General features: G+C 71.8%; 23 protein-coding genes and 3 tRNA genes. 17 read left to right on the forward strand and 9 right to left on the reverse strand.

The genetic code is table 11. From position 1 onward, the window contains the following. Nucleotide 1 precedes the first annotated feature (1 nt). The 3 genes from AC3CCI_RS14320 (at nt 2) to AC3CCI_RS14330 (ending at nt 2,137) form a co-directional block, all read left to right on the forward strand. Nucleotides 2–898 (forward strand): ABC transporter ATP-binding protein, encoded by an 897-nt coding sequence (locus AC3CCI_RS14320; RefSeq protein ID WP_488627591.1) that lies wholly within the window; start codon nt 2–4, stop codon nt 896–898. Then, nucleotides 895–1,950, forward strand: a complete 1,056-nt coding sequence (locus AC3CCI_RS14325) for a D-isomer specific 2-hydroxyacid dehydrogenase family protein (RefSeq protein ID WP_488627592.1) — start codon at nt 895–897, stop codon at nt 1,948–1,950. The genes AC3CCI_RS14320 and AC3CCI_RS14325 overlap by 4 nt, the downstream gene beginning before the upstream one ends. Before the next feature lie 114 nt (nt 1,951–2,064). After that, a tRNA-Asn gene (locus AC3CCI_RS14330) sits at nt 2,065–2,137 on the forward strand. A 195-nt stretch (nt 2,138–2,332) separates the two neighbouring features. Here the strand turns inward: AC3CCI_RS14330 and def are convergent. Beyond that, nucleotides 2,333–2,899: a peptide deformylase gene (gene def / locus AC3CCI_RS14335; RefSeq protein ID WP_488627593.1), complete on the reverse strand. Its 567-nt coding sequence runs from the start codon at nt 2,897–2,899 to the stop codon at nt 2,333–2,335. Nucleotides 2,900–2,940: 41 nt separating this feature from the next. Between def and AC3CCI_RS14340 the strand changes: the two genes are divergently transcribed. The 9 genes from AC3CCI_RS14340 (at nt 2,941) to AC3CCI_RS14380 (ending at nt 11,621) form a co-directional block, all read left to right on the forward strand. Next, nucleotides 2,941–3,855 (forward strand): DMT family transporter, encoded by a 915-nt coding sequence (locus AC3CCI_RS14340; RefSeq protein ID WP_488627594.1) that lies wholly within the window; start codon nt 2,941–2,943, stop codon nt 3,853–3,855. Between the two features lie 110 nt (nt 3,856–3,965). Then, the gene (locus AC3CCI_RS14345; protein ID WP_354595096.1) at nt 3,966–5,234 is read left to right on the forward strand and encodes a glycosyltransferase; all 1,269 of its coding nucleotides are present in this window, start codon (nt 3,966–3,968) and stop codon (nt 5,232–5,234) included. Nucleotides 5,235–5,291: 57 nt separating this feature from the next. Continuing rightward, nucleotides 5,292–5,365, forward strand: a tRNA-Ile gene (locus AC3CCI_RS14350). Between the two features lie 109 nt (nt 5,366–5,474). Beyond that, complete coding sequence (locus tag AC3CCI_RS14355) at nt 5,475–5,819, forward strand: hypothetical protein (protein WP_354595095.1); 345 nt, start codon at nt 5,475–5,477, stop codon at nt 5,817–5,819. A gap of 586 nt (nt 5,820–6,405) precedes the next feature. Beyond that, nucleotides 6,406–7,542: an LLM class flavin-dependent oxidoreductase gene (locus AC3CCI_RS14360; RefSeq protein WP_488627595.1), complete on the forward strand. Its 1,137-nt coding sequence runs from the start codon at nt 6,406–6,408 to the stop codon at nt 7,540–7,542. A gap of 19 nt (nt 7,543–7,561) precedes the next feature. Then, on the forward strand, nt 7,562–8,203 hold the full coding sequence (locus AC3CCI_RS14365; protein WP_488627596.1) for an FMN reductase: 642 nt from the start codon (nt 7,562–7,564) through the stop codon (nt 8,201–8,203). A 123-nt stretch (nt 8,204–8,326) separates the two neighbouring features. Further along, complete coding sequence (locus tag AC3CCI_RS14370; protein WP_488627597.1) at nt 8,327–9,196, forward strand: DUF1684 domain-containing protein; 870 nt, start codon at nt 8,327–8,329, stop codon at nt 9,194–9,196. 54 nt (nt 9,197–9,250) lie between these two features. After that, nucleotides 9,251–10,909, forward strand: coding sequence for a bifunctional 3'-5' exonuclease/DNA polymerase (locus AC3CCI_RS14375; RefSeq protein WP_488627598.1), 1,659 nt, complete (start codon nt 9,251–9,253; stop codon nt 10,907–10,909). Between the two features lie 208 nt (nt 10,910–11,117). Next, nucleotides 11,118–11,621 carry a DUF3145 domain-containing protein gene (locus tag AC3CCI_RS14380; protein ID WP_354595091.1) on the forward strand — a complete coding sequence of 168 codons (504 nt, stop codon included), beginning with the start codon at nt 11,118–11,120 and terminating at the stop codon, nt 11,619–11,621. A gap of 105 nt (nt 11,622–11,726) precedes the next feature. Here the strand turns inward: AC3CCI_RS14380 and AC3CCI_RS14385 are convergent, their stop codons facing one another. The 6 genes from AC3CCI_RS14385 to aceE all read right to left on the reverse strand — a co-directional run bounded on the left by AC3CCI_RS14385 (nt 11,727) and on the right by aceE (nt 19,461). Beyond that, nucleotides 11,727–12,965 (reverse strand): beta-ketoacyl-[acyl-carrier-protein] synthase family protein, encoded by a 1,239-nt coding sequence (locus AC3CCI_RS14385; protein WP_354595560.1) that lies wholly within the window; start codon nt 12,963–12,965, stop codon nt 11,727–11,729. 153 nt (nt 12,966–13,118) lie between these two features. Further along, complete coding sequence (locus AC3CCI_RS14390; RefSeq protein ID WP_354595559.1) at nt 13,119–13,367, reverse strand: acyl carrier protein; 249 nt, start codon at nt 13,365–13,367, stop codon at nt 13,119–13,121. Nucleotides 13,368–13,448: 81 nt separating this feature from the next. Further along, nucleotides 13,449–14,459 (reverse strand): beta-ketoacyl-ACP synthase III, encoded by a 1,011-nt coding sequence (locus AC3CCI_RS14395; protein WP_488627599.1) that lies wholly within the window; start codon nt 14,457–14,459, stop codon nt 13,449–13,451. Continuing rightward, entirely contained in the window at nt 14,456–15,376 is a 921-nt protein-coding gene (locus AC3CCI_RS14400) for an ACP S-malonyltransferase (RefSeq protein WP_354595557.1), read from the reverse strand. The genes AC3CCI_RS14395 and AC3CCI_RS14400 overlap by 4 nt, the downstream gene beginning before the upstream one ends. Before the next feature lie 106 nt (nt 15,377–15,482). Further along, a complete protein-coding gene (locus tag AC3CCI_RS14405; protein WP_354595556.1) occupies nt 15,483–16,709 on the reverse strand; it encodes a PucR family transcriptional regulator in 1,227 nt (408 codons plus the stop codon). 7 nt (nt 16,710–16,716) lie between these two features. Beyond that, nucleotides 16,717–19,461, reverse strand: coding sequence for a pyruvate dehydrogenase (acetyl-transferring), homodimeric type (gene aceE, locus AC3CCI_RS14410; protein WP_354595555.1), 2,745 nt, complete (start codon nt 19,459–19,461; stop codon nt 16,717–16,719). 264 nt (nt 19,462–19,725) lie between these two features. On the opposite strand from aceE, the gene AC3CCI_RS14415 reads away from it, so the two are divergent. The 3 genes from AC3CCI_RS14415 to AC3CCI_RS14425 all read left to right on the forward strand — a co-directional run bounded on the left by AC3CCI_RS14415 (nt 19,726) and on the right by AC3CCI_RS14425 (nt 21,932). Then, on the forward strand, nt 19,726–20,199 hold the full coding sequence (locus AC3CCI_RS14415; protein WP_043592615.1) for a peroxiredoxin: 474 nt from the start codon (nt 19,726–19,728) through the stop codon (nt 20,197–20,199). Between the two features lie 89 nt (nt 20,200–20,288). Next, nucleotides 20,289–20,361: transfer RNA gene (locus tag AC3CCI_RS14420), tRNA-Val, on the forward strand. 230 nt (nt 20,362–20,591) lie between these two features. Beyond that, on the forward strand, nt 20,592–21,932 hold the full coding sequence (locus AC3CCI_RS14425; protein WP_354595537.1) for a hypothetical protein: 1,341 nt from the start codon (nt 20,592–20,594) through the stop codon (nt 21,930–21,932). A 157-nt stretch (nt 21,933–22,089) separates the two neighbouring features. On the opposite strand, the gene AC3CCI_RS14430 is transcribed toward AC3CCI_RS14425, so the two are convergent. Together AC3CCI_RS14430 and AC3CCI_RS14435 are read right to left on the reverse strand one after the other, a co-directional pair. Continuing rightward, a complete protein-coding gene (locus tag AC3CCI_RS14430) occupies nt 22,090–22,494 on the reverse strand; it encodes a tautomerase family protein (RefSeq protein ID WP_354595536.1) in 405 nt (134 codons plus the stop codon). Between the two features lie 663 nt (nt 22,495–23,157). Then, nucleotides 23,158–23,436: a helix-turn-helix transcriptional regulator gene (locus AC3CCI_RS14435; protein ID WP_488628697.1), complete on the reverse strand. Its 279-nt coding sequence runs from the start codon at nt 23,434–23,436 to the stop codon at nt 23,158–23,160. On the opposite strand from AC3CCI_RS14435, the gene AC3CCI_RS14440 reads away from it, so the two are divergent. Continuing rightward, nucleotides 23,323–23,718 carry a hypothetical protein gene (locus AC3CCI_RS14440; RefSeq protein WP_488628712.1) on the forward strand — a complete coding sequence of 132 codons (396 nt, stop codon included), beginning with the start codon at nt 23,323–23,325 and terminating at the stop codon, nt 23,716–23,718. The two genes, AC3CCI_RS14435 and AC3CCI_RS14440, sit on opposite strands and share 114 nt — an antisense overlap. Before the next feature lie 90 nt (nt 23,719–23,808). Then, on the forward strand, nt 23,809–25,005 hold the full coding sequence (locus AC3CCI_RS14445) for an FAD-binding domain-containing protein (RefSeq protein ID WP_488627600.1): 1,197 nt from the start codon (nt 23,809–23,811) through the stop codon (nt 25,003–25,005). The last annotated feature ends 18 nt before the right edge of the window (nt 25,006–25,023 follow it).

Genomic DNA, 25,023 nt, shown 5'->3' on the forward strand with positions numbered 1-25,023 from the left:
GGTGGCGGCCCGCGAGCTCGACCTCGACCAGCCGGTCGTCACCGACGATCTGTCGCTGCTCTACCCCGCGCGCGCGGGCCACCCGGCCGTCCGTGCGGTCGACGGCGTGACCCTGCGGGTCGAGCCGGGCGAGATCGTCGCCGTCCTCGGCGAGAGCGGCTCGGGCAAGTCGACGCTCGCCATGGCCCTCGCCGGGCTCACCGGCACCGGGCGCGTCGACGAGGGGCGTCCGCGCCTGGTCGGCGGCACCGCCCGCGTCTTCGGGCAGGACGTTGGCAAGCTGTCCGGTCGACGTCGCGACCGGCTGTCGACGATGGTCGGCTACCTCGCGCAGGACGACGGCGAACGCCTGAGCCCCGACCTCACCGTCGGCGAGGCCATCGCCGAGCCGATCTACCTTCGAGACCGGAAGTTCGACCGCACCGAGGCCGGGCGCATCGTCGCGACGTTGGTCGACGGCGTCCACCTGCCGCTCGGCACCATGCTTAAGCAGACCTGGGAGCTCAGCTCGGGTCAACGCCAACGCGTCGCCCTGGCCCGCAGCCTCGTGCTCGAGCCCCCGCTGCTCATCGCCGACGAGCCCGCCCGGGGGGTCGACGTGCTGGTGCGGCAGGCCGTGCTCGACGTGATCAAGAACCTGCACGAGGGGCGTCAGTTCTCGGCGCTCGTCGTCACGTCGTCGGTCGCCGAGGCCCGCGCCATCACCGACCGCGTCGCCGTCATGCGGGGCGGCCGCCTCGTGGGTCTGGGCGACATCGACGACGTGTTGCGCACCGGCATCGACCCCTACGTCAAGGTCCTGTCGCAGACGACGCCGATCGACATCATCCGTCCGGAGGAGCGCGAGGCGTCCCGCCGGGTGCCCGACGCCGACGGCGTGGGCCCCGAGTCACCGTGACCGCCGACTCGACCGGTGGGGCCGTCGCGGGGGACGCGCCCCGGGCGTCGACCCCGGGAGGCGCGCGCGGCCACCGCGCGGTCCTCACCACGGGCCCCGCGCCGACGCCCGGGCGACGGCCGACCCCCGGCCCCGTCTCGGTGGCCCCGCGCGAGACCCCGGTCTTCGTCGAGGCCGTCCGTGCCGGGGGAGCCGAGGTCGTCCCCCTCGGCCCCGACACCCGCGGCCTGGTCTGGCTCTCGTACCGCGACCCCGCGGGCCTCGCCCGCGCCCTGGACGACCACCCCGGCATCGAGTGGGTGCAGCTGCCCTACGCCGGCGTCGACGCCTTCGCCGAGGTGATCGCGGCCCGGGCCGACCGAGCCCTGCCGCTCTGGACCAGCGCCAAGGGCGCGTTCGCCGAGCCCGTGGCCGAACACGCCCTCATGCTCGTGCTCTCGCTGCTGCGCGTCGTGCCGCAGCGCGTCCGGGCGACCTCGTGGGCCACCGAGCAGCAGGGCCGTTCGCTGTACGGGGCCCACGTCGTCATCGTCGGCGCCGGGGGCATCGCGGTCGAGTTGATGCGCCTGCTGGCGCCGTTCGACGTGCGGGTCACGATCGTGCGACGCTCGGACGACCCCGTGGCGGGTGCCGACCGGACGGTCGCCGTGGACCGGCTCGACGAGGTGCTGCCCGACGCGGACGTCGTCGTGCTCGCCGCCGCGGCGACGCCCGGCACCTCCGGCCTGTTCGACGCGCGTCGGCTCGCGTTGCTGCCGCCGACGGCCGTGCTCGTCAACGTCGCCCGGGGCAGCCTCGTCGACACCGACGCCCTCGTCGACGCCGTCCGGGCCGAGCGGCTGTGGGGTGCCGGGGTCGACGTCACGACGCCCGAGCCGCTGCCGGACGGCCACCCGCTGTTCGGCGAGCCTCGCGTCGTCGTGACGCCGCACCAGGCGGACACTCCCGAGATGACGGCCCCCCTGCTCGCCGAACGCATCCGTCACAACGTCGCGGCGTTCGTCGGCCGGGGCGACTTCGTCGGCGTCGTCGACCCGCGCGCCGGGTACTGAGCCGGTGCCCGCGGTCGTCCGACGCGCCGGGTCGGCACCGTGGTCCGACGGGGCCCCAGATCTTTGCTAGAGTTGTCTCCGCTGTCACGGACGAAAGTCCGAGGCGGTTGCCATTCCTCGATAGCTCAATTGGCAGAGCAGCCGGCTGTTAACCGGCAGGTTGTTGGTTCGAGTCCAACTCGGGGAGCGAAGGCCCAGAGGCTCCACCCTCTGGGCCTTTTCTCTTGCCCGCGAAAGTCGTCTCCCGCGTGCGGAGGCCTTCTCCCGTGTGCGAAGGTCTTCTCCCGCCTGCGACAGGTGCCGCCGGGCCGAGACCGACGGAGGCGCGTCCTGCGGTTCGCAGGACGCGCCTCCCTGGTCTCGGGGTCGGCTCGAGGGCCGGTCAGTCCTCGAGGTGGTCGACGCCCGGCAGCCAGGTGCTGCCCGGCTGGCCCCAGCCCTTCTTGCGGACGGCCTTGGCCGCCGCCTTGTGGAAGGGGTGCTCGAGCCGGTCGGCGTAGAGCACGCCGTCGAGGTGGTCGTACTCGTGCTGGAAGATGCGGGCGAGCCAGCCCCAGGCCTCGATCTCGACCTCGTCGCCGTCGAGGTCGGTGGCCCGCAGCACGACTCCGTCGGCCCGACGCAGCGGGAACCTCTCACCGGGCACGGACAGGCAGCCCTCGGACTCGGACTCGTCGTCGAGCGGCTCGATCGACAGGGGGCTCTGCCAGAGCGTCGGGTTGACGGCCACCCCTCGCCAGAGGGTTCCGTCGTCGTCGGTCCACGAATAGACGAAGAGCCGTTTGCCGACGCCCACCTGCGGGCCCGCGAGGCCGACCCCGGGGGCGGCGTCCATCGTCTCGAACATGTCGGCGACGAGGGCGCGCAGCTCGTCGTCGACGACGGTCACCTCGGAGGCGGGGGAGTGGAGCACGGGGTCACCCGTGATGGAAATGGGTCGAACGGCCATTCGTCCAGACTATCCAGCGCCACGGCGCTAGCGTGGACGCCGTGACGACGGACATCGGGGAGCTCACCCACCAGGTATCCCTGACCCCCTACCAGGCCCTCGGCATCCCCATCGCCCTCATCGGTGCGGTGTTCCTCTCGATCGGTGCGCAGCTGCAGCACCAGGGGGTCGCCAAGGTCGAGCGCCGCATCGGCGCCGCCACGAGCGGCATGAACGTCCGCCAGGTGCTGGCACTCGTCGGTCGGCCGTCGTGGGTGCTGGGCACGCTGCTGCTCGGGCTCGCGATCCTCTTCCAGCTCACCAGCCTGCGCATCGCCCCGCTGCTCGTGGTGCAGCCCCTCGGTGCGGTCGCGCTCGTCATCACGGCCGTCCTCAACTCGCGGTCCACCGGTCGGCGACTCGACCGCCGCGCCAAGCGCGCCATCCTGTTCTGCGTCGGTGGGGTCGGGTTGTTCGTCACGGTCGCGGCGTTCACCGCGATCGAGCCCGAGATCACGACCCGGCAGCTCGTCACCGTGCTCGTGATCCTCGCCGTCGTGGGGGCCGTGCTGGGCATCGCCTTCGCCCTGCTGCGTCGTCGGCGCAGCGCGCTCTTCTACATCATCGCGGCGGGCGTGCTCTACGGTTTCGTCGCGACGCTGGCCAAGGTCGTGCTCAACCGGGTCTTCGCGGGCAACTTCGACTGGCTCACGATCGTCTGCATCGTCTTCCTCCTCGCGGCGGGCCTGCTCGGTGGGTACTTCGTGCAGAACGCCTACTCGTCCGGTCCGCCCGACCTCGTCATCGCCGGCCTCACCGTCGTCGACCCGCTCATCGCCGTCGGCATCGGCATCGTCGTGCTGGGCGAGGCGCAGAACGCACCACCCGTCGCCGGGGTCTTCTTCGTCATCGCCGCCGCGGTGGCCGTCTACGGCGTGTTCCAGCTCGCCAAATACCATCCGCAGACCCGAGCCTGAGCTAGCGTGGGGTCGTCGCGACCGACGGTCCCACCACCCGCCGGACGCGTGACGCGCCACCCCGGCCACCGAGCACGAGAAAGACGCCACGAACCGTGACCACCGCCCCGATGCCCTCGGAACCCGGCCACCCCGTCGACGCGACGACGGCCGACGCCGCCACCCGCGCCTCCTCGGGGTCGTCGGACCGACTCACCGTGCTGATCGCCGGCGACACGTTCCCGCCCGACGTCAACGGAGCGGCCAACTTCACCGAGCGGCTCGCCGTGGGACTCGCCCAGCGCGGGCACGACGTGCATCTCATGGTCCCGGCGGCCAGCCGCCACCACGGCACCTTCCTCGAGCAGCACGGCGGCGTCACCCTGACCGTGCACCGGCTCTACTCGACACGCTGGCCGCTGCACGACTGGCTGCGCTTCGCCACGCCGTGGCGGGTGCAAGAGCACGCCGAGAAGATCTTCGACGAGATCCACCCCGACGTCGTCCACATCCAGTCGCACATCGTCATGGGTCGCGGGGTCGCGCAGGTCGCCGAACGTCGGGGCGTGCGCGTCGTCGCCACGAACCACTTCATGCCCGAGAACCTGCTCGAGCACACCGGTCTGCCCAAGGGCCTGCGCGCCAAGGCGACCCAGATCGCCTGGAACGACGCCAGCAAGACGTTCCACCGGGCCGCGGCCATCACGACGCCCACGCAGAAGGCGGCGACGTTCCTGGAGAAGTCCGTCGCCGTCAGCGGCGTGCTCGCCGTCTCGTGCGGCATCGAAGCCGGCCACTACACCGCCCTCGACACGCGTCCCGACGCGAACCGCATCGTCTTCGTGGGCCGGGTCACCGCCGAGAAGCAGATCGACGTGCTGCTGCGCGCCATGACCCTGCTCGACCCCGCGCTCGGCGCGACGCTCACGATCGTCGGCGGGGGCGACCTGTTCAAGCAGCTGCAGGCCACCAGCCGCGACCTGGGACTCGCCGACGTCGTGACGTTCGTGGGCTACCTGTCCGACGACGAACTGCGCCGCACGTTGACCGAGTCGACCGTCTTCGCCATGCCCTCCATCGCCGAGCTGCAGAGCATCGCCAGCCTCGAGGCGATGGCCTCGGGCCTGCCGATCGTCGTGGCCGACGCGATGGCGCTTCCGCACCTCGTCGACGAGGGCGAGAACGGCTACCTCTTCCGCCCGGGCGACAGCCGCGACCTCGCCGACAAGCTCACGACGGTGCTGACGAAGTCCGACGACGACTACCTCGCCATGCGGCGGGCGAGCCTCAAGATGATCGAGGGGCACGACATCGAGCGCACCCTGAGCGTGTTCGAGAGCCTGTATCGTGGTCAGCCGGTGGTCCCCTCCACCGACGCGGCGTCCGACCGCGCACACTGACGGTCGACCGCGGCACCGCCCCGGCCGACCCCGGCGCGCACCGGTGGGTCGACGCGGGGGGCGGTAGCTCAGCCGGTTAGAGCAGTCGACTCATAATCGATCGGTCACGGGTTCAAGTCCCGTCCGCCCTACTCCGGCACGCACCGGTGGCCTCGGCCCGGCACCCGTCGGCCTAGGGGCCCGCTGTGAGCGCGGCCGCGTCGTCGCCTCGCGTGCGCCGTGCGTGGCACGATGTCGTCCATGTTCACCAAGCGGCCCCGACGGCCGGAGCCCGACCCCGACTCCTGGGGCGGCGATCCCTCGTCCGACGACGACCGACGGTCCGGGCCGGCGCGCATGGGCGTCGGCGCACAGGTCTACGTGCTCGACTCCGACGACGACCCCGCGACGCCCTTCCCGTACGGTCCGACCGGCATCGTCGTCCGGGCCGGCGGCAGCGCCTGGCAGGGGGTCTCGGCCATCGGCGGCTCGGCGCGCACCTGGTGGGTCGAGTTCGACTCGCCCCAGATCGACCGCGACGGGGACGGGCCCGTCACGCAGGCGCAGGTCGCCGAGCGATGGCTGCGCCTGGCACCCCTGGCCTGACCCGCCCGTGGCCTGACCAGCCGGTGGCCTGACCCGCCGCTCGCCCGCCCGGATCCGTCCTGGCCGTGACCGCTTCCGCCGCGACCGCCCGCCCCGTCCCGCGTCAGCCACACGCGCCTCCCGCCTTGCTCGCTCGGCCCACCATCCGTCGCGGGGCCGACAATTCCTGGTTCCTGCCGCGCCGTTCTGTTTCGGCCCCGCCTGTCCGGGCCGGCGCGTGCGCGGCGGAGCACCTGCCCGGAGTTGCCGTCAGGGGCCCGTGCTGACACGCCGATCCGTTCCGAGCCGGGCCCGCCCGCACTCGGCCCGGGTCCGGTCCGGCCCCGTCGCGTCGCCGTGTCGGCAGTTCCTGGCTCCTGCTGCGCCGTCGCGTCACGGCCCCGCCCTTTCGGGCCTGCGCGTGTGCCGTGCAGCACCGGCCCTGAGTTGCCGACAGGGCGCGCCTCACTTCGCGCTCGACCGGCGCCGGGGCGGAAGGGTGCACGGCCCGATCCCGTCGGCGGTCGAGCGCCACGGGAATGCCGACCCTCACCCCGCGGTTCGGTCAAGTGCATGCAAACGCATGCAGATGACCTAAGGTGGAGCAATGCAGTTCGGAATCTTCAGCGTCGGCGACATCACGACCGACCCGACCACCGGCGTCACCCCGACCGAGGGCGAGCGCCTCCAGGCGATGGTCACGATCGCCAAGAAGGCCGAGGAGGTCGGCCTCGACGTCTACGCGGCCGGCGAGCACCACAACCCGCCCTTCGTGAACTCGAGCCCCACGACGCTGTTGGCGTACATCGCCGCCCAGACCGAGCGCATCGTGCTGAGCACCGCCACCACCCTGATCACCACGAACGACCCGGTGAAGATCGCCGAGGACTTCGCGCTGCTGCAGCACCTCGCGGGCGGCCGCGTCGACCTCACGCTCGGGCGGGGCAACACGGGGCCGGTGTACCCGTGGTTCGGCAAGGACATCCGTCAGGGCATCAACCTCGCCATCGAGAACTACGCCCTGCTCCACCGTCTGTGGCGCGAGGACGTCGTCGACTGGAAGGGCCACTTCCGCACCCCGTTGCAGGGCTTCACGGCGACCCCCCGCCCCCTCGACGGCGTCGCCCCCTTCGTCTGGCACGGTTCGATCCGCAGCCCCGAGATCGCCGAGCAGGCCGCGTACTACGGTGACGGCTTCTTCGCCAACCACATCTTCTGGCCCGCCTCGCACACGAAGCAGATGGTCGAGCTTTACCGCACCCGCTTCGAGCACCACGGCCACGGCCGTGCCGACCAGGCGATCGTCGGCCTCGGCGGTCAGGTGTTCCTGGCGAAGAACTCGCAGGACGCCAAGCGGACCTTCCGCCCCTACTTCGACGCCGCGCCCGTCTACGGCCACGGCCCGTCGATGGAGGACTTCACCAGCCAGACGCCGCTCACCGTCGGCAGTCCGCAGGAGGTCATCGACCGCACCCTCGGGTTCCGCGACTACGTCGGCGACTACCAGCGCCAGCTCTTCCTGATGGACCACGCCGGCCTGCCCCTGAAGACGGTCCTCGAGCAGCTCGACATCCTGGGCGGCGAGGTCGTGCCGGTCCTCCGCCGCGAGTTTGCGGCGAACCGTCCGGCCGACGTGCCCGACGCCCCCACGCACGCCTCGCTCGTCGAGGCCGCGGCTCGCGCATCGCAGTCCGCAGGCACCCCCACCGCGCACGACGCCCTCGTCGCGTCGTCCGCCCGCTGACGGCCCCGGGAGGCGCGCCATGAGCACCAAGAAGATCGTCGCCCTGTCCGCCGGGCTGAGCCAGCCGTCGTCCACCCGCCTGCTCGCCGACCGCCTCGTCGAGGCGACGACGCGCGACCTCGTCGGTCGCGGGTCGTTCGTCGAGGTCGAGGTGGTCGAGTTGCGCGACCTGGCGCACGAGGTGACGGACGCGATGCTCACCGGGTTCGCGCCTCCCGCCCTGGCGGCGGCGCTCGAGGAGGTGACGACCGCCGACGGCGTCATCGCGGTGACGCCCGTGTTCTCGTCGTCGTACAGCGGGCTCTTCAAGTCGTTCGTCGACGTGCTCGACCACAAGGCGTTGACGGGCACTCCCGTGCTCGTCGCGGCGACCGGCGGCACGGCCCGGCACTCGCTCGCCCTCGAGTACGCGGTGAGACCGCTCTTCGCGTACCTGCAGGCGGTCGTCGTGCCGACGTCGGTCTTCGCGGCGTCCGAGGACTGGGGTGAGGGCGACGGCACGTCGACGACGCTGCCCGAGCGCGTCACCCGCGCCGCGGGGGAGTTCGCCGACCTGGTCGACCGGCACCAGGGCGGCGCGGACGACCCGTTCGCGGCCGTCGTGCCGTTCGACGAGCAGCTGCGTCGCCTGGCCGTGGGCGGCGACGACCCGCAGGCCTGAGCCGGACGGCGAGGAGGCGCGGTGCACGTCCCGAGGCCGTGCCGCGCCTCGGGGCATGAACCGCGCCTCGGGGCATGAACCGCGCCTCCTCTGCGTTGACCCCGGCAGACCCCAGGAGGACCGATGACCGACACCACCCCCGGCACCGACCGAGCCGACGTCCCGTCCGGGACGGCGGCAGGTCAGGCCGAGCTCGACCGTTTCCACGCGCTGCGCCGCACCCGGGCCGTCTCGCCGCAGGGCCCGCTGGCGCTGACGGGCACGCAGTGGGTCGACCACGAGCAGACCGTCTGGGGAGTCCCGGGGCGGTGGGCCCCGACGCCGCAGGGCGTGTCGGGACTGGCCCTCACGGCGACCGCCGCGGACGGCATCCGGGTCGACGGCGACCTCGTCGACGGCACCGTCGTCGTGGCGGGGGACGACGCGATGACGCCGAGTGCCCTCAGGTTCTCGCCGACGACGACCGGCACGGTGATCGCGAACGACGACCACACCGGCTACGCCCTGCGCGTCTGGGACTCCGCCTCGGACGCCGTCACGGGGTTCGGCTCGATCGACGCGTTCCCGTTCGACCCCGACTGGGTGGTCACGGCCGACTTCGTGCCGACCGCGCCCGACGCCCTGGTCGACATCCGCCACCAGAAGGACCTCGAGCTCAGCCGCCCCAAGCCGCTGCCCGGGCTCATCCGTTTCTCGCGCGGCGGGGTCGACCACGAACTCGCCGCCTTCCCGTCGGGGGACGGCGATCGTCTGCAGCTCGTCTTCGGCGACGCCACCAACGGCGACAGCACGTACTCGGTCGGGCGGTTCCTCTTCCCGACCCCGGCCGGCGACGGCACGATCACCCTCGACTTCAACCGTGCCGTCCTGCCGCCCTGCGCGTTCTCGTACGCGTTCAACTGCCCGATCCCGCCGGCCCAGAACCGCTTCACGCTGCCGATCGAGGCGGGCGAGAAGAACGTGCTCGACGCGGCCGGCCATCCGCTGCACTAGCCGCCGTGCCCACCGTGGACCGACGGTGCCGGGCCGCGGTGGGATGATCGGACGGTGTTCTTCCTGCTGCGTCGCCTGGCCGACGGCGACGTCGAGCTGACCCGCTTCGGACGCGGCTCGTCGGGTCGCCTCGAGGTGGTCGGCGTCGAGACGGTCGCCGCGACCGACCTGCCGCGGCGGGTCGCCGACCTCGAGCGCGAGGCCTCGCCCCGCTGGGTCTGGGACGACACCCCGCGGTGGTACCCGCGCCTCCTCGACGCCGGGGTCACCGTGGCCCGGTGCGTCGACCTGCGGCTCGTGCACGCCCTCCTGCGGCTGTCGACGGCGACGCCCGGGTTCGCCTCGGACGGGCCTCGACCGGGGCCCTGGGACGTCCCGCAGGCGGCGCCCGGCGAGTCGGACGGTCTGTTCGAGGTCGTGCCCGACTCGTTGCCCGACCCGGTGGGCGAGTTCGTGGCCCAGCGCGACGCCGTCGAGGCGTCGTCGACGCGGGGCCGACTCGAACTGCTCGTCGCCGCCGAGTCGACCGGGGCGTTGATCGCCGTCGAGATGCGGCACCGGGGCATCCCGTGGTCGCCCCGGGTGCACGACGAACTGCTCACCGCGGCCCTCGGGTCGAGGCCGGCACCGGGCGAGCGCCCTGCCCGCATGCGCACGGCCCTCGACGAGGTGCGACGGGCCCTCGACGCGCCCGACCTCAACCCCGACTCGCCGGCCGAGCTGGTCAGGGCCCTGAACCGTGCGGGCGTCCTGGTGCAGTCCACGCGCCAGTGGGAGCTGCAGCGGCACGAGCACCCCGCCGTCGGACCCCTGCTCCACTACAAGAAGATGCAGCGGCTGCTCGTGGCCAACGGTTGGTCGTGGCTGGACGCCTGGGTGCGCGACGGTCGGTTCCGCCCCGACTACGTGCCCGGCGGCGTCGTGACCGGACGATGGGCCACGAGCGGAGGAGGCGCGCTGCAGTTGCCGAAGGCGGTCCGGGGGGCCGTCGTGGCCGACCCCGGCTGGAGCCTCGTGGTGGCCGACGCCTCGCAACTCGAGCCGCGCATCCTGACCGGGCTGTCCGGCGACCGGGCGATGGCGCGGGCGGGGGCGGGCGACCTCTACGAGGGCATCGTCGCGAGCGGCGCCGTGGCGTCGCGGGCCGAGGCGAAGGTGGCCATGCTGGGCGCCATGTACGGGGCGACGCAGGGCGAGAGCGGCCGGCTCGTGCCGCGCTTGGCCCGACGGTTCCCCGACGCGATGGCGCTGGTCGAGGCCGCGGCCCGCACGGGCGAGGCCGGGGGAGTCGTCGACACCCTGCTCGGGCGCAGCTCGCCGCGGCCGAGCGACGAGCCCGGGGCCGCCGGGTCCGCGGCAGGCGCCCTCCCGCCCGAGATGGGCGTTCGCCCGGCCGACCGTGACGCCCGCTCGTGGGGTCGCTTCACCCGGAACTTCGTCGTGCAGGGGACGGCGGCCGAGTGGGCCCTGTGCTGGATGGGCGCCCTGCGACGGCGCCTGCACGCCCGGTGGGGAGCCGGGGTCGACGCGCCCCACCTGGTGTTCTTCCTGCACGACGAGGTGGTGGTGCACGCGCCCGTCGGGGTCGCCGACGAGGTGGCCGGTCTGGTCACCGAGAGCGCCGTCGAGGCCGGTCGGCTGCTGTTCGGCGAAGCTCCCGTGGCGTTCCCCGTGACGGTCGCGGTCGTCGACGACTACTCGCAGGCGAAGTGAGGCCGGCAGCGCGCCGGCGACCCGCCCGGGGCGGCACCGTCTTCGCAGGTGTTACACAGTTGTGATTTCTCAGCCGGGTCGGTCATAATTCACGAGACGGGCTCCGGTCCGTGAGTCATCGGGCCCCGGCCCGCACAATCGAAGAACGCACACGAGTCACGTCTGACAGGTCGATGGGGAAGTCGCACCTGAACCAGATGGAGGAATCGTGGCTGCTGCAACCGCTCGGGGAGTGCTCTACGTGCACTCGTCCCCTCGTGCACTGTGCCCACACGTCGAGTGGGCCGTCGGTCGTGCCCTCGGGCACGGCGTGAACTTCGCCTGGGTCGACCAGCCCGTGCTGCCCGGCGCCCAGCGCACCGAGTTCTCGTGGCAGGGCGACGAGGGCTCCGGTGCCCGCATCGCCTCCGCCCTGCGTGGATGGGAGCACCTGCGGTACGAGGTGACCGAAGATCCCGGCGAGGACCACGACGGTGGTCGCTGGATGCACTCGCCCGACCTCGGGGTGTTCTTCGCGCAGACCGACACGGCGGGCAACACCGTCATCCCCGAGGACCGCATCCGCTACGCCATGGAGATCGCGGGGTCCAACGCCCTCGAGCTGCACCGCGAGCTGCGCCTCGCCCTCGGCCAGGCCTGGGACGACGAGCTCGAACCTTTCCGCTACAGCGGCGAGGGCAACCCCGTCGTCTGGTTGCACAAGGTCGGTTGACCCGCCACCGCTCGGGCCAGGTGTGCCCCGAGACGACCGGGTGACCACGCAGGAGGCGCGGGTGGCGTGATCACGCCACCCGCGCCTCCTGCGCCGTCCGTGCGGTCAGACCGACCGGAATCCGACGACGGCGTTGTGGCCGCCGAAGCCGAACGAGTTGCTGATCGCCACGATCTCGCCGTCGGGGAGGCGGCGCGGCTCGTCGACGACGACGTCCATGTCGATCTCGTCGTCCATCTGGGTCACGTTGATCGTCTGCGGGGCGAGACGCTCGTGCAGGGCCTTGACGGTGAACAGCGCCTCGATGCCGCCGGCGCCGCCGAGCAGGTGACCGGTGGCCGCCTTCGTCGCCGAGACGATCAGCTTCGAGGTGTGGTCGCCGAAGACGCGCTTGATGGCGTGGTATTCGGCGATGTCGCCGACCGGGGTGCTCGTCGCGTGCGCGTTGACGTGGACGACCTGGTCGCGGTCGACCCCGGCGTTCTCGAGCGTCGCGATGACGGCCCGGGCCGCCCCGGTGCCCTCGGGGTCGGGAGCGGTGATGTGGTACGAGTCGCTCGTGACCGCGCCACCGATCAGTTCGGCGTAGATGCGGGCTCCGCGGGCGAGCGCGTGCTCCTCGGTCTCGAGGACGAGGGCGGCGCCGCCCTCGGCGAGCACGAAGCCGTCGCGGGTCACGTCGTAGGGGCGCGAGGCGGTGGCGGGGTCGTCGTTGCGCTTCGAGAGGGCCTGCATGGCCGCGAAGGACGCCAGGGGCATCGGGTGGATGGCCGCCTCGGAGCCACCGGCGACGGCGATGTCTGCCAGGCCCGACTGCAGGTGCTCGTAGGCCATCGCGATGGACTCGGTGCTGGAGGCGCAGGCCGAGACGACCGTGCGGGCCCCGGCGCGGGCGCCCAGGCTCATCGAGATGGCGGCGGCGGGGCCGTTCGGCATCAGCATGGGGACGGTCATCGGGAGGACGCGACGCGGGCCCTTCTCGCGCAGGGTGTCCCAGCCGTCGAGGAGGGTCCAGACGCCGCCGATGCCGGTGGCCCAGTCGACGATGAAGCGCTCGGGGACGACCTCGGGCGAGCCGGCGTCGGCCCAGGCCTCGCGGGCGGCGGTCAGGGCGAACTGGCTCGACGGGTCGAGGCGCTTGGTCTCGCGGCGGTCGAGCACGTCGGCCGAGGGCGTGCGGGCCTGACCGGCGAAGGTGACGGGCAGTTCGTACTTCGCGACCCAGTCCTGCTCGAGCGTGGTGATGCCCGACTGGCCGGCGAGCAGGTTCTGCCAGGTCTCGGTGGCGGTGCCACCGAGCGGGCTCGTGGCTCCGAGTCCGGTGACGACGATCTTCTTGGTCATTGACGTTCCTTCTGGGAGGGCCGGTCGGTGGGTGCCGATGTACGACGACGCCGTGACCCGGACGGCAGCCGAGGCTGGAGGCGAGGGGTCGACGGCGTCGAGGGCACAGCGGCGGGGCCCGGTCGCCGCGAGGGCGACCGGGCAGCCGACGTCTTAGTTCTGCGCCTTGTGGATGTACGTGACGGCGTCGCCGACGGTCTTGAGGTTCTTGACCTCTTCGTCGGGGATCTTGACGTCGAACTTCTCTTCGGCGTTGACGACGATCGTCATCATCGAGATCGAGTCGATGTCGAGGTCGTCGGTGAACGACTTGTCCATCTCGACGGTGTCGGTGGCGATCCCGGTCTCGTCGCTGACGAGCTCGGCGAGGCCGGCGAGGACTTCTTCGGTGGACAGTGCCATGGTGTTGTCTCCTTGAGGGGGTGTCGTTGTGACCGGGGTAAAGCCTATACAGCGCCCCGGGGTCGGGCGGGCAGCGGCGCGCTAGGGCAGCACGACCACCTGGGCGCCGAACACGAGTCCGGCACCGAAACCGATCTGCAGGGCGAGGCCGCCGCTCAGCTCGGGGTGCTCGTCGAGCAGCCGGTGGGTCGCGAGCGGGATGCTCGCGGCCGAGGTGTTGCCGGTGGTCGCGATGTCACGACCGATCACGACGGACTCGGGCAGCCCGAGCTGCTTGGCGAACTCGTCGATGATGCGCATGTTGGCCTGGTGCGGCACGAAGGCCGCGAGCTGGTCGGCGGTGACGCCCGCACGCTCGAGGGCCTCCTTCGCGACCTTCGCCATCTCCCACACGGCCCAGCGGAAGACCGTCTGGCCCTCTTGGCGCAGGGTCGGCCAGGCGACCTCGCCGGCGCCGTCGCGGTACTCGGACATGGTCGACGTCATGCCGATGGCGTCCCACTTCGAGCCGTCGGAACCCCAGACCGTCGGACCGATGCCGGCGGTCTCGGAGGGCCCGACGATCGCCGCACCGGCGCCGTCGGCGAGGAGGAACGAGATGGTGCGGTCGGTCGGGTCGATGACGTCGCTGAGCTTCTCGGCTCCGACGACGAGCACGTACTCGGCCAGGCCGGACTTGACGAACGAGTCGGCCTGCGCGATGCCGTAGGTGAAACCGGCGCAGGCGGCCGAGATGTCGTAGGCCGCGGCGGGCTTCGCGCCGACGCGCTCGGCCAGCAACGAGGCCACCGAGGGGGTCACGACGCCGGCGCCGATGGTCGAGACCAGGACGGCGCCGATCTGGTCGGGGCGGATGCCGGACTTGGCGATGGCCTCGGTCGCGGCGGCCTCTGCGAGATCGACGACCTTGACGTCCTTGCCGGCCCGTCGGCGGGTGATCACGCCGGTGCGCTGCTGGATCCATTCGTCGGACGAGTTGATCGGCTCGACGATGTCGGCGTTCGGGACGACGTTCTCGCCGCGCGCCGCGCCCAGGGCGTAGATGCGGGTGTACTGCGCGCCCGTGGTCTGGTTGAGCTGGGGGGTGGTCATGCTGCTCCCTCGATGAGGTCGACGGCGGCCTGGAGGTCGTCGGGGGTCTTGACGGCGACCGAGGGGACTCCCCTCAGCGCACGCTTGGCGAGGCCGGTGAGGGCCCCGGCCGGGGCGAGTTCGACGATGCCCGTGACGCCGGCGTCGGCGAACGACGACATGGTCGCGTCCCACCGGACGGGCGACGAGACCTGGCCCACGAGCAGCTCGACGAACCGGTCGCCCGAGGCGACGGTGCTGCCGTCGTGGTTCGTCCAGAGCGTCAGCGTGGGGTCGCCGGGCGTGACGGTCGCGGCGGACGCCCGGAGGCGCTCGACGGCGGGCTGCATGAAGCGCGTGTGGAAGGCACCGGCGACCTGCAGCGGCACGACGCGGCTCTTGGCCGGGGGATCGGCGGCGAGTTCGGCGAGTGCCGAGGTCTCTCCGGCGACGACGATCTGGCCGCCGCCGTTGTAGTTGGCGGGGGAGAGCCCGAGGGCGTCGAGGCGGGCGAGCAGTTCGGCCTCGTCACCACCGAGGACGGCGCTCATGCCGGTCTCGACGAGGGCGGCCGCGTCGGCCATGGCCCGACCGCGCTCGGCGACGAGGGTGACGGCGTCGACGTCGGACAGGACTCCGCTGACGGCCGCGGCGGTGAACTCGCCGACCGAGTGACCGGCGACCCCGGACACGGCCGAGCGGTCGACGCGGTGGAAGAGGGCCCTCGCCGTGAGGATGCCGGCCGCGACGATGAGGGGCTGGGCCACGGCCGTGTCGCGGATGGTGTCGGCGTCCGACGTCGTGCCGTGGGCGACGAGGTCGACGCCGGCGGCGTCGGAGAGCGACGTCAGCAGGGCACGCTGGTCGGGGTCGGCCAGCCAGGGTTCGAGGAATCCGGGAGTTTGGGAGCCCTGACCGGGCGCTACGACAACGATCACTGGACCATCATGCCAACGAAGGCGGGCCGAGCGGTGTAGCAACTCGACCAAAGATGCGGACGAACGTTGTCGAAGCGCACAGCCGGCCGGCCTGCCGAGCAGTCGGTCACTTGCGTCGGGCGCCCGACCCGTCGGGGTCGGCGATCGAACCGAGGACGAGGGCGGATTGCAGGATGAGCGCCTCGCGGGCCCCCGTGGCGTCCCAGCCGATGACGTCCGTCACGCGCTTGAGGCGGTACCGGACGGTGTTCGGGTGGACGAAGAGCTCGCGTGCCGTGGCCTCGAGCGAGCGCCCGTTGTCGAGGTAGCACCAGAGGGTGGTGAGCAGCTCGGTCGAATGGGCCTTGAGGGGCTTGTAGATGCGGTTGACGAGGGTGGACCGCGCCACCGGGTCACCGGCCAGCGCCCGCTCGGGCAACAGGTCGTCGGCCAGCACGGGGCGGGGGGCGTTGCGCCAGGCCCGGGCGACGGCGAAGCCGGCCAGGGCCGCCTTGGCGCTCTTGGACGCGTCGACGAGGCTCGGCACCTCGTGGCCGAGGACGAGGTGCCCGTCGCCGAAGCCGGGTTCGAGGGCGCGGGCGATCTCGGTGAAGCTCGGGTGCGACGAGGAGGCGCCGGTCTCGTCGAGCGGATCGGCCCGCCCGATCACGAGCACGAGACGGCTGCCCTGCACGCCGATGAGGACGTCGGCCTCGCGATGGCGTGCCGTGCGCCGGAGCGTGTCGACGTCGAGCATGCGGGGAGCCGTCCCGACGAGGACGGCGACCTCGCCGTGACCGTGCCAGCCGAGGGCGGCGATGCGGCTCGGCAGTTCGTCGTCGTACTCGCCGCTGAGGATGGAGTCGACGACGAGCGCCTCGAGTCGGGCGTCCCAGAGCCCGCGTGCCTCGGCGGCCCGGGCGTACACGTCGGCCGAGGCGAAGGCGATCTCGCGCGAGTAGAGCAGGATCGCCTCGCGGAGCGAGTCGTCGCCGTCCTTGACGCGTTCTTCGACGACCTCGACCGTGATGCGGATGAGCTGCAGGGTCTGCGTCAGGCTGACCGAGCGGAGCAGCTCGCGGGGGGCCGAGCCGAACACGTCGGCGGCGATCCACGGCGTGGAACGAGGGTCGGCGAACCAGCTGATGAACGAGGTGATGCCGGCCTGGGCGACCAGGCCGACGGCCGAGCGGCGCCCGGGCGGCATGTCCCCGTACCAGGGCAGCGTCTCTTCGAGGCGCTTGATGGTGGCGGTGGACAGTTCGCCCGAGACCGTCCGCAGCCACGCGAGCGTGCGCTCTTTCGTGGCCGCGGACGGCTGCAGGGGCGACGTGGGCACCCGCTCGGCGCTCACGGGGTCGTCAGGCCTCCCCGCCGGCGGTGCCGCTCGTGCCGGCGGTGACGTCGTGCAGCTGGTACCGGTCGATGGCCTGCTGCACCACGCCGGGGTCGACCTCACCGCGACGGGCCAGGGCCTGCAGGGTGCGGACGACGACCGAGGGGCCGTCGATCTTGAAGAACCGACGGGCTGCGGCGCGCGTGTCGCTGAAGCCGAAGCCGTCGGCCCCGAGCGTCAGGTAGTCACCGGGCACGTACTCGCGGATCTGGTCGGGCACGGCCGCCATGAAGTCGCTCGTGGCGATGAACGGACCCTCGGCGCCCTGCAGCTTCTCGGTCACGTACGGCGTCTTCGGCTCGTCGTTCGGGTGCAGGAAGTTGTGCTCGTCGGCGGCCAGGCCGTCGCGTCGCAGTTCGTTCCAGCTCGTGACGCTCCAGACGTCGGCCGCGACGTTCCAGTCGTCGGCGAGCAGCTGCTGTGCCTCGAGGGCCCACGGCACACCGACGCCCGACGCGAGCAACTGGGCACGGGGCCCGAGGTTCTCGGCGTCCTTGAGCTTGTAGATGCCCCGCACGACGCCGTCGACGTCGAGGCCCTCGGGCTCGACGGGCTGGGCCATGGGCTCGTTGTAGACGGTGATGTAGTACATGACGTTCGGGTCGGCGTGCGACGCGTTGCCGTGCTCGTCGGTGCCGTACATGCGGTCCATGCCCGACTTCACGATGTGGCCGAGCTCGTACCCGAAGGCGGGGTCGTACGAGACGACCGCGGGGTTCGTCGAGGCGAGCAGCAGCGAGTGGCCGTCGGCGTGCTGCAGGCCCTCGCCGGTCAGGGTCGTGCGACCCGCCGTGGCGCCGATGATGAAGCCACGCGCCATCTGGTCGCCCGCGGCCCACATGGCGTCGCCCGTGCGCTGGAACCCGAACATCGAGTAGAAGACGTAGACCGGGATGAGCGCTTCGCCCTGGGTCGAGTACGAGGTGCCGACGGCCGTGAAGGCCGCGAACGCGCCGGCCTCGTTGATGCCGACGTGGATGATCTGACCCTGCGGGCTCTCTTTGTAGGCGAGCAGCAGTTCGCGGTCGACCGACGTGTAGTGCTGGCCGTTCGGGTTGTAGATCTTCGAGGTCGGGAAGTACGCGTCCATGCCGAACGTGCGGGCCTCGTCGGGGATGATCGGCACGATGCGGTGGCCGAAGTCGGGCGAGCGCAGCAGGTCTTTCAGCAGCCGGGCGAAGGCCATCGTGGTGGCGACCTCTTGCTTGCCCGAGCCCTTCTTGACGACGTCGTAGGTCTTCGCCTCGGGCACGGCCACCTGCGTGTACTTGGTGCGGCGTTCGGGCACGTAGCCACCGAGCGCCCGACGGCGCTCCTGCATGTACTGGATGGCGTCGTCGTCCTGACCGGGGTGGTAGTACGGCGGCAGGTAGGGGTTCTCGTCCAGCTGGGCGTCGCTGATCGGGATGCGGAGCTCGTCGCGGAACTGCTTGAGGTTGTCGAGCGTGAGCTTCTTCATCTGGTGGGTCGCGTTGCGCCCCTCGAACGACGGGCCGAGGCCGTAACCCTTGACCGTCTTGGCGAGGATGACCGTGGGCTGACCCTTGTGCTCGGTCGCGGCCTTGAACGCGGCATAGACCTTGCGGTAGTCGTGGCCACCGCGCTTGAGGTTCCAGATGTCGTCGTCGGAGTAGTCCTTGACGAGTTCGAGGGCGCGCGGGTCGCGGCCGAAGAAGTTGTCGCGGACGTACCCGCCGCTCTCGGCCTTGTACGTCTGGAAGTCGCCGTCGGGCGTGGTGTTCATCAGGTTGAGCAGCGCACCGCTCGAGTCGGCGGAGAGCAGCGAGTCCCACTCGCGACCCCAGACGACCTTGATGACGTTCCAGCCGGCACCGCGGAAGAACGACTCGAGCTCTTGGATGATCTTGCCGTTGCCGCGGACCGGGCCGTCGAGGCGCTGGAGGTTGCAGTTGACGATGAAGTTGAGGTTGTCGAGGCCCTCGTTCGCCGCCACCTGCAGCTGGCCGCGGCTCTCGACCTCGTCCATCTCGCCGTCGCCGAGGAACGCCCAGACCTGCTGGTCGCTGGCGTCCTTGATGCCGCGGTTGGTGAGGTACTTGGCGACCTGCGCCTGGTAGATCGCGTTGATCGGGCCGAGACCCATCGACACGGTCGGGAACTGCCAGAACTCGGGCATGAGCCGGGGGTGCGGGTACGAGCTGAGCCCACCCGACGCGTGCGACTTCTCTTGGCGGAAGCCGTCGAGCTGGTCGGTGCCGAGACGGCCCTCGAGGTAGGCGCGGGCGTACATGCCGGGGGAAGCGTGGCCCTGGAAGAACACCTGGTCTCCGCCGCCGGAGTGGTCCTGGCCGCGGAAGAAGTGGTTGTTGCCGACCTCGTACAGCGCGGCCGACGAGGCGTAGGTCGAGATGTGGCCACCGACCGAGATGCCGGGGCGCTGGGCGCGGTGCACCGTGATGGCGGCGTTCCAGCGGACCCACTTGCGGTAGCGACGCTCGAGCTCTTCGTCGCCCGGGAACTCGGGCTCGTCTTCGGGGGCGATGGTGTTGACGTAGTCCGTCTTGGGCACCATGGGCACGCCGAGGTGCAGCTCGCTCGACCGGGTGAGCAGGCTCTTCATGATCTCGCGGGCACGTTCGTGACCCTGCGTCGCCACCAGAGCGTCGAGCGACTCACGCCACTCGGCGGTCTCTTCGGGATCGCGATCGGCCTTGTCGACCGTGTACGGGTCCTGATCGTTAACCGTCACCCTTGACCTCAATCATCTGTGTTGAGCGGCCGTCTCTTGGAAGGCCACCGCGTGGAGTGGACAAACAGATGTCAGGCCCGTCGTGCCCGGGTTCCGAGACGTACTCCGCCTGACCAGCCCACTCTAGTTGCCCCGACCGACACAGGCTCGGCACGCGCTGGGAACGCCCGGCCACGTCGTCGTGTGGAATCCGCCGCGTGAGGCGTAAGATCGGCGATCGTGTCAGTCGCCGACCGCCCGGGTCGACGTGAGAGGAACGCACCCATGGCTCTGGAGAACGCCATCCAGGCTCCCGACTTCGACCTGCCGAACCAGTTCGGCGAACGAGTTCGGTTGAGCGACTTCCGGGGCGTCAAGCCCGTGGCCCTGGTCTTCTTCCCCCTGGCGTTCAGCAGCACCTGCACGAAAGAGCTCTGCACGCTGCGCGACAACCTCGCGATGTTCCAGGACCACCGGGTCGAGCTGCTCGTCGTCTCGGTCGACTCGAAGGCCACGCTGCGGGCCTTCGCCGAGGAGAAGGGCTACGACTTCACCCTGTTGGCCGACTTCTGGCCGCACGGTGAGGTCTCGAAGGAGTACGGCGTCTTCCTCGAGAACAAGGGCTTCGCGACGCGCACCACCTTCCTGATCGACGTCGACGGCGTCATCCGCGAGCACTTCGGCACCGAGCCCGGGCAGGAGCGCTCGCTCGCCGACTACCGGGCGGCACTCGACCTGCTCGTCCCCGTCACCGCCTGACGGCCCCCGTCGGCCGGAGGCGCGGGAGGCGCGGGTCGCCTCGCGCACCCGCTAACCTGGACTCGCTCGCCCGGGTCGACCCGGCGCGAGGGCCTTTAGCTCAGTTGGTAGAGCGCCACGTTTACACCGTGGATGTCATCGGTTCGAGCCCGGTAGGGCCCACCGGACTCGTGCATCGAACCACCCAGGAAGACGCCCTGGCCCTGGTCCGCCTCGCTCGACGTGCTGAAGCACCCTCTCAGTGACGTCGGTGGCTGGCCCCCTGATGCGGGATCGACCGTGGCTGGCGCCTCCGCCACTATCGTCCGGGGGAGACGCCGGTCTCGCCATGGGGGAGGGGATGTCGTCGTGACGCCACGTGGGCGAGCCTCGTGACCGAGGCGCAACGGAGGATGCTGTGGTGCCTTCCCGTCTTCCCCGTCCTCGCCGTCGTCGTCGCCGTGATCAGCACAAACGCCTGGCTCTTACCCGACGTCGAGCAGCGAGCGCGACTCGCTGAGGGCTGGCCGGTCGCGGGGGCGCTCTGGTTCCGCGTCGTCCTCGGGTACGTCGGTTCCCTCGCGTGCCTCGGCTTCTCCGTCGCGTTCGGGGTGTTGTACGCCCGTGAGATCCGCTTCATCCGTGCCGTCCGTCGGCGCGCCGCCGGCACCGCCGCATCCCGGGGCGCTTCCGCGCCGGGGCGACCTCGCCTCAGCGCCCCGCACCGCGCCTCCTTCGCGGCCGTCCTCCAGAACGGCCGCATCCCCCGCGTCATGGTCGTGAGCCCTCGGGGGATCGGGCGGAGCGTCATGGCCGCCGCGTACCTGCGGGCCCTCGACGGGGCGACGTTCATCGTCGAGGCCCGGGGCGTCGCGCCGCAGGAGGGGCCCGTGAGCCCGGTCGTGCAGCGGGACGTGATCGTGGTGATGGGCATGGACAAGGCCCCCGTCGAGATCGAGCAGGCGCCGGCGAAGGTCATGGCGGCACCGGTGAGGGCCGCAGACCTCATCGTGCGCATCGGCTGCCCCGACTCCTTCCCCGTGCCCCGCGGCACCCCCGTGCTCGACTGGGACGTGCCCGACCCGATCGGGGCCGACCTTCTCGCCGTCCTGACGATCCGGGACGACCTGAAGGGGCACGTCGAGCAGCTCGCCACCGACCTGGGGCTCGACCGGCCGTCGCTCGCGCTCCGCGACCGCACGATCCCGCGGCAGCGGGCGACCGTGGCCGCGGGGAGCGCGAGCATCGCGTACCCGGCGCTCACCGACGACGTCGCCGAGTGGTTCGCGACGGCCGAGGCCCGGCTGCTGGTCGAGATCGCCGACGCCCCGTTCACGGCCGCGACCGTCAACGGCCGGGGCCGGTTCGCCCCTGGCCTCACCATGCCGTGGCTGGCGTCGGTCGGTGCGGCGGAGACGGCGCTCCAGGCCGAGCTCCGCTGGCGCGCGGTCACCGACACCGAGCAGGCCCGGGCCGAAGAGAGCCTCGCTCGCGTCGTCGAGTGGCTCGAGGGCGCGGGCGTCCTCCGGCCCCTGTCGCCGGAGCAGCGCGACGCCCTGTCCGCGTCGGGAGCGGCTCAGCGCGACCACGACCACCCGTTCGACCAGTGGCCCCGGGGGCTGGCGGGTGAGTACCCCGCCATGGCCGAGCTGCGCTTCTCCGAGGAAGACCGTCGCACCTGGGAGGTCGTGCCGGCCGCGGCGCTCCGCGTCTACCCGGACCTCGCGACGCAGTGGGCGGGGGAGGTCGTCTAGCGGGGCCGGCCGTAGGGTCAGCCCACGTCATCGCCCCCTGGGCCGTGGACGTCGGCGCATCGCAACTCAGCGCCTCCCACGCCTGCAGGCCAGCCGTGAAGCGGTCATCCGTAGCCTCGACGTGACGGATGCCAGTTGGCATCCGGACGGGGCGAGGTCAGCTGCCCGGCGTGGCCAGTTCACCGGTGACGTACTGGGCCCGTCCGAAGCCGAAGGACCAGTCGGCCGCGGTGTTCTCGACGAAGCCGATGACGAGGTCCTCGCCGGCGACGCCCACCTCGGCGAGACCCGCCGCGAGCGCGGCGAAGAACGCCTGCTTCTCGTCGGTGCTGCGGCCTTCCTGGGTGAAGATCTGGATGATGACGACCTGCTCGGAACGGTCGATGCCGAGGCCGACGTCGAGCGCGGTCAACCGGCCCACCGGGTGCTCGGTCACGATCTGGAAGCGGTCGCGCTCGGGTAGGCCGTAGACCTCGACGAGCGTGGCCATCAGGGTGTCGCCGATGGCGGCGATCTGGTCGCCGGAGCGACCCTCGACGAGGTCGATGCGGATGAGAGGCATGGCAGTCCTTCGGTGACGTGAGGTGGCGGTTTCGGGCAGCGCCTAAGCACCATGTGTACTAGCTGCGACGACGTCGAGCCTGGGATGGTCGACCGCCCGCCCGACGGGAGGTCGCCACCCGCACGGGGTCTCAAGGGTCGAGACCGCCGCCCCTGAGCTCGCGTCATGGTCTCGGCGATGAGGCAGACGGCGGTCGACGACGGGGTGGCGCGCGGTACGGGGCCGGGGGGACGTTCTCGGAGGAGCAGAAAGCGGGATTCGTGCGTCGTGGGCGTGACGTCCGACGCGTGGATCTCACGGACGCCTCCTACGACGCCGACCTCGACGCCTTCGATCACCGGACCTCTGCGCTTCGCAGCGTCGTGACCGGACCGTCGTGACCCGCCGCGGACGGGCTCGTCGAGCCATGGCCCGTGTCGCCCGTCGCCGCGTATCGCTTCGCGAGGGTCGCGAAGGCGGCAGCGAGTTCCGGGGGACCGATCACGTGCATCGGCACGTCGAAGCGGCCGTAGGAGGCGGCCAACGACCCCCACGACCACGAGCCCGCCTCGAGGCTGCATCGTCGCTCGCCCAAGGCCTCGACCGTGCCGTCACCGGCGCACGGCAGGACCTCACGAGCAGGCAGTTCGAGGACGACGGTCCACCTGCACGGCCACGTGTCGGTCAGCGAGCCCTTGAAGCGAGCAGAGACGAAATCGTGCACGTCGCCGCCGGGGACGACGCGGGGGTGAAGGGCGGGCCGCCGGTGCTGCGCGGATCGACACGGTCGACGCGGAACAGTCGCCAGTCGTCCCGTTCGAGGTTCCAGGCGACGAGGTACCAGCGCCCGTGGCACGTCACCAGATGGTGCGGTTCGACGCGGCGGGTCTCGCGGCGCCGTCGCTCGCGGTCGTCGCCACCGCGATCGGCGTAGTCGAAGCGCAGGACCCGGCGGTCCCGGATGCCGTTCGCCAGCGTCATGAGGACGTCGAGCGAGACGTCCGCCGACGCCGCGTCGCCTGGGCGGCCGACGACTGTCACCGCGAACGCATCCAGCGGGTGCCGCAGTCGGGAGGGCGTGACCTGACGGACCGTGGCCAGGGCGCGGAGCCCTGCCTCCTCGATCCCGCCGCCCGTGCCGGCCGTCGCCTGCAGGGCGATCGCCACGGCCAGCGTCTGGTCGTCGTCGAACAGGAGAGGCGGCAGCTCGCTGCCGGCGTCGAGGCGGTAGCCGCCCTCGCCTGATGCCCAGGACGCGGCGCGGGGTCGACGGGCCCTGCGCCGCGTCTCGTCGAGGGTCGTTCCCCGGCCCCGCCGGGAGCGCATGATGGACGGGTGTCCATCCCCACCAGAGAGGCCGGTCTCGAGGCCCTCCGCGAGTTCGTCCCCCGTGCCGGGTCGGCGTACGCCCGCGACCGCAACCACGACCTCGGTGCCGTCCGCGACAACGTCTCGGGCCTGTCTCCGTACCTGCGCCACCGGCTCGTGACCGAGCGCGAGGTGCTCGGCACCGTCCTGGCGCACCACAGCCCGGCCGCGGCGCAGAAGTTCGTGCAGGAGGTCTTCTGGCGCACCTACTGGAAGGGCTGGCTGGAACAGAACCCCGAGGTGTGGCGACGCTACCGACACGACGTCGGCGAGCTCGTCGCCGGAGGTCTTCCCCCCGCGTTCGGGGCTGCGGTGGCCGGGCGGACGGGCATTCCCGCGATGGACGCCTGGGTGCGCGAACTCGTCGAGACCGGCTACCTCCACAACCACACCCGCATGTGGTTCGCCAGCATCTGGATCTTCACCCTGCGCCTGCCCTGGCAGCTCGGAGCGGACTTCTTCTACCGGCACCTGCTCGACGGGGACGCCGCCTCGAACACCCTCTCCTGGCGATGGGTCGCCGGTCTGCAGACGAAGGGCAAGACCTACCTCGCGACGACGGCCAACATCGCCCGGTACACCGAGGGTCGCTTCGCCCCCGAGGGTCTGGCCACCACGGCCCGTGCTCTCGACGAGGCGCCCCTGCCGGTCAGGACGGGGATCGATCCCGACGACGTCGCCGGGACGATCGGTGAGCGAGCCGGGCTGCTCCTCCACGAGGAGGACCTCGAGGCGGTGAGCCTGCTCGGGGAGCATCCCGGCGTCCTCCCGGCCCCGGCGGCCACCGCCGTCGTCGCGGACGCCGCAGGCCGCTCACCCCTCGGTGCTTCCGGGACCGTGACCGCCTTCACCGCGGGTGCCGTCGCCGACGCGACCGCGCGGACGATCGACGCCTCCGGCCGCGCGGCCCAGACGCTTCCCGACGCGCTGCCGGCCGGTCTCGTGGCCTGGGCGGTGTCCCAGGGACTCGACACCGTCGTGACGCCCTACGCCCCCGTCGGGCCGGTGCGCGAGCGTCTCGCGGCAATGCGCTCGGCCCTGACCGACGAGGGCATCGAGCTCGTCACCCTCCGCCGTCGGTGGGACGGCGACACCTGGCCGCACGCCTCCCGCGGGTTCTTCCCGTTCCGGGAGCGCATCCCGGCCCTGCTCGGGCAGCTCTGACCGGGCTGCGGACCGGAC

Source organism: Frigoribacterium sp. CF331, assembly GCF_057787905.1.

Bases quoted from the DNA above. Each gene is read 5' to 3' on its own strand.
- def (WP_488627593.1), bottom strand. From the start codon at position 2,899: ATGGCCGTTCGACCCATTTCCATCACGGGTGACCCCGTGCTCCACTCC.
- AC3CCI_RS14345 (WP_354595096.1), top strand. From the start codon at position 3,966: ATGCCCTCGGAACCCGGCCACCCCGTCGACGCGACGACGGCCGACGCC.
- AC3CCI_RS14355 (WP_354595095.1), top strand. From the start codon at position 5,475: ATGTTCACCAAGCGGCCCCGACGGCCGGAGCCCGACCCCGACTCCTGG.
- AC3CCI_RS14360 (WP_488627595.1), top strand. From the start codon at position 6,406: ATGCAGTTCGGAATCTTCAGCGTCGGCGACATCACGACCGACCCGACC.
- AC3CCI_RS14365 (WP_488627596.1), top strand. From the start codon at position 7,562: ATGAGCACCAAGAAGATCGTCGCCCTGTCCGCCGGGCTGAGCCAGCCG.
- AC3CCI_RS14370 (WP_488627597.1), top strand. From the start codon at position 8,327: ATGACCGACACCACCCCCGGCACCGACCGAGCCGACGTCCCGTCCGGG.
- AC3CCI_RS14385 (WP_354595560.1), bottom strand. From the start codon at position 12,965: ATGACCAAGAAGATCGTCGTCACCGGACTCGGAGCCACGAGCCCGCTC.
- AC3CCI_RS14390 (WP_354595559.1), bottom strand. From the start codon at position 13,367: ATGGCACTGTCCACCGAAGAAGTCCTCGCCGGCCTCGCCGAGCTCGTC.
- AC3CCI_RS14395 (WP_488627599.1), bottom strand. From the start codon at position 14,459: ATGACCACCCCCCAGCTCAACCAGACCACGGGCGCGCAGTACACCCGC.
- AC3CCI_RS14415 (WP_043592615.1), top strand. From the start codon at position 19,726: ATGGCTCTGGAGAACGCCATCCAGGCTCCCGACTTCGACCTGCCGAAC.
- AC3CCI_RS14425 (WP_354595537.1), top strand. From the start codon at position 20,592: ATGCTGTGGTGCCTTCCCGTCTTCCCCGTCCTCGCCGTCGTCGTCGCC.
- AC3CCI_RS14430 (WP_354595536.1), bottom strand. From the start codon at position 22,494: ATGCCTCTCATCCGCATCGACCTCGTCGAGGGTCGCTCCGGCGACCAG.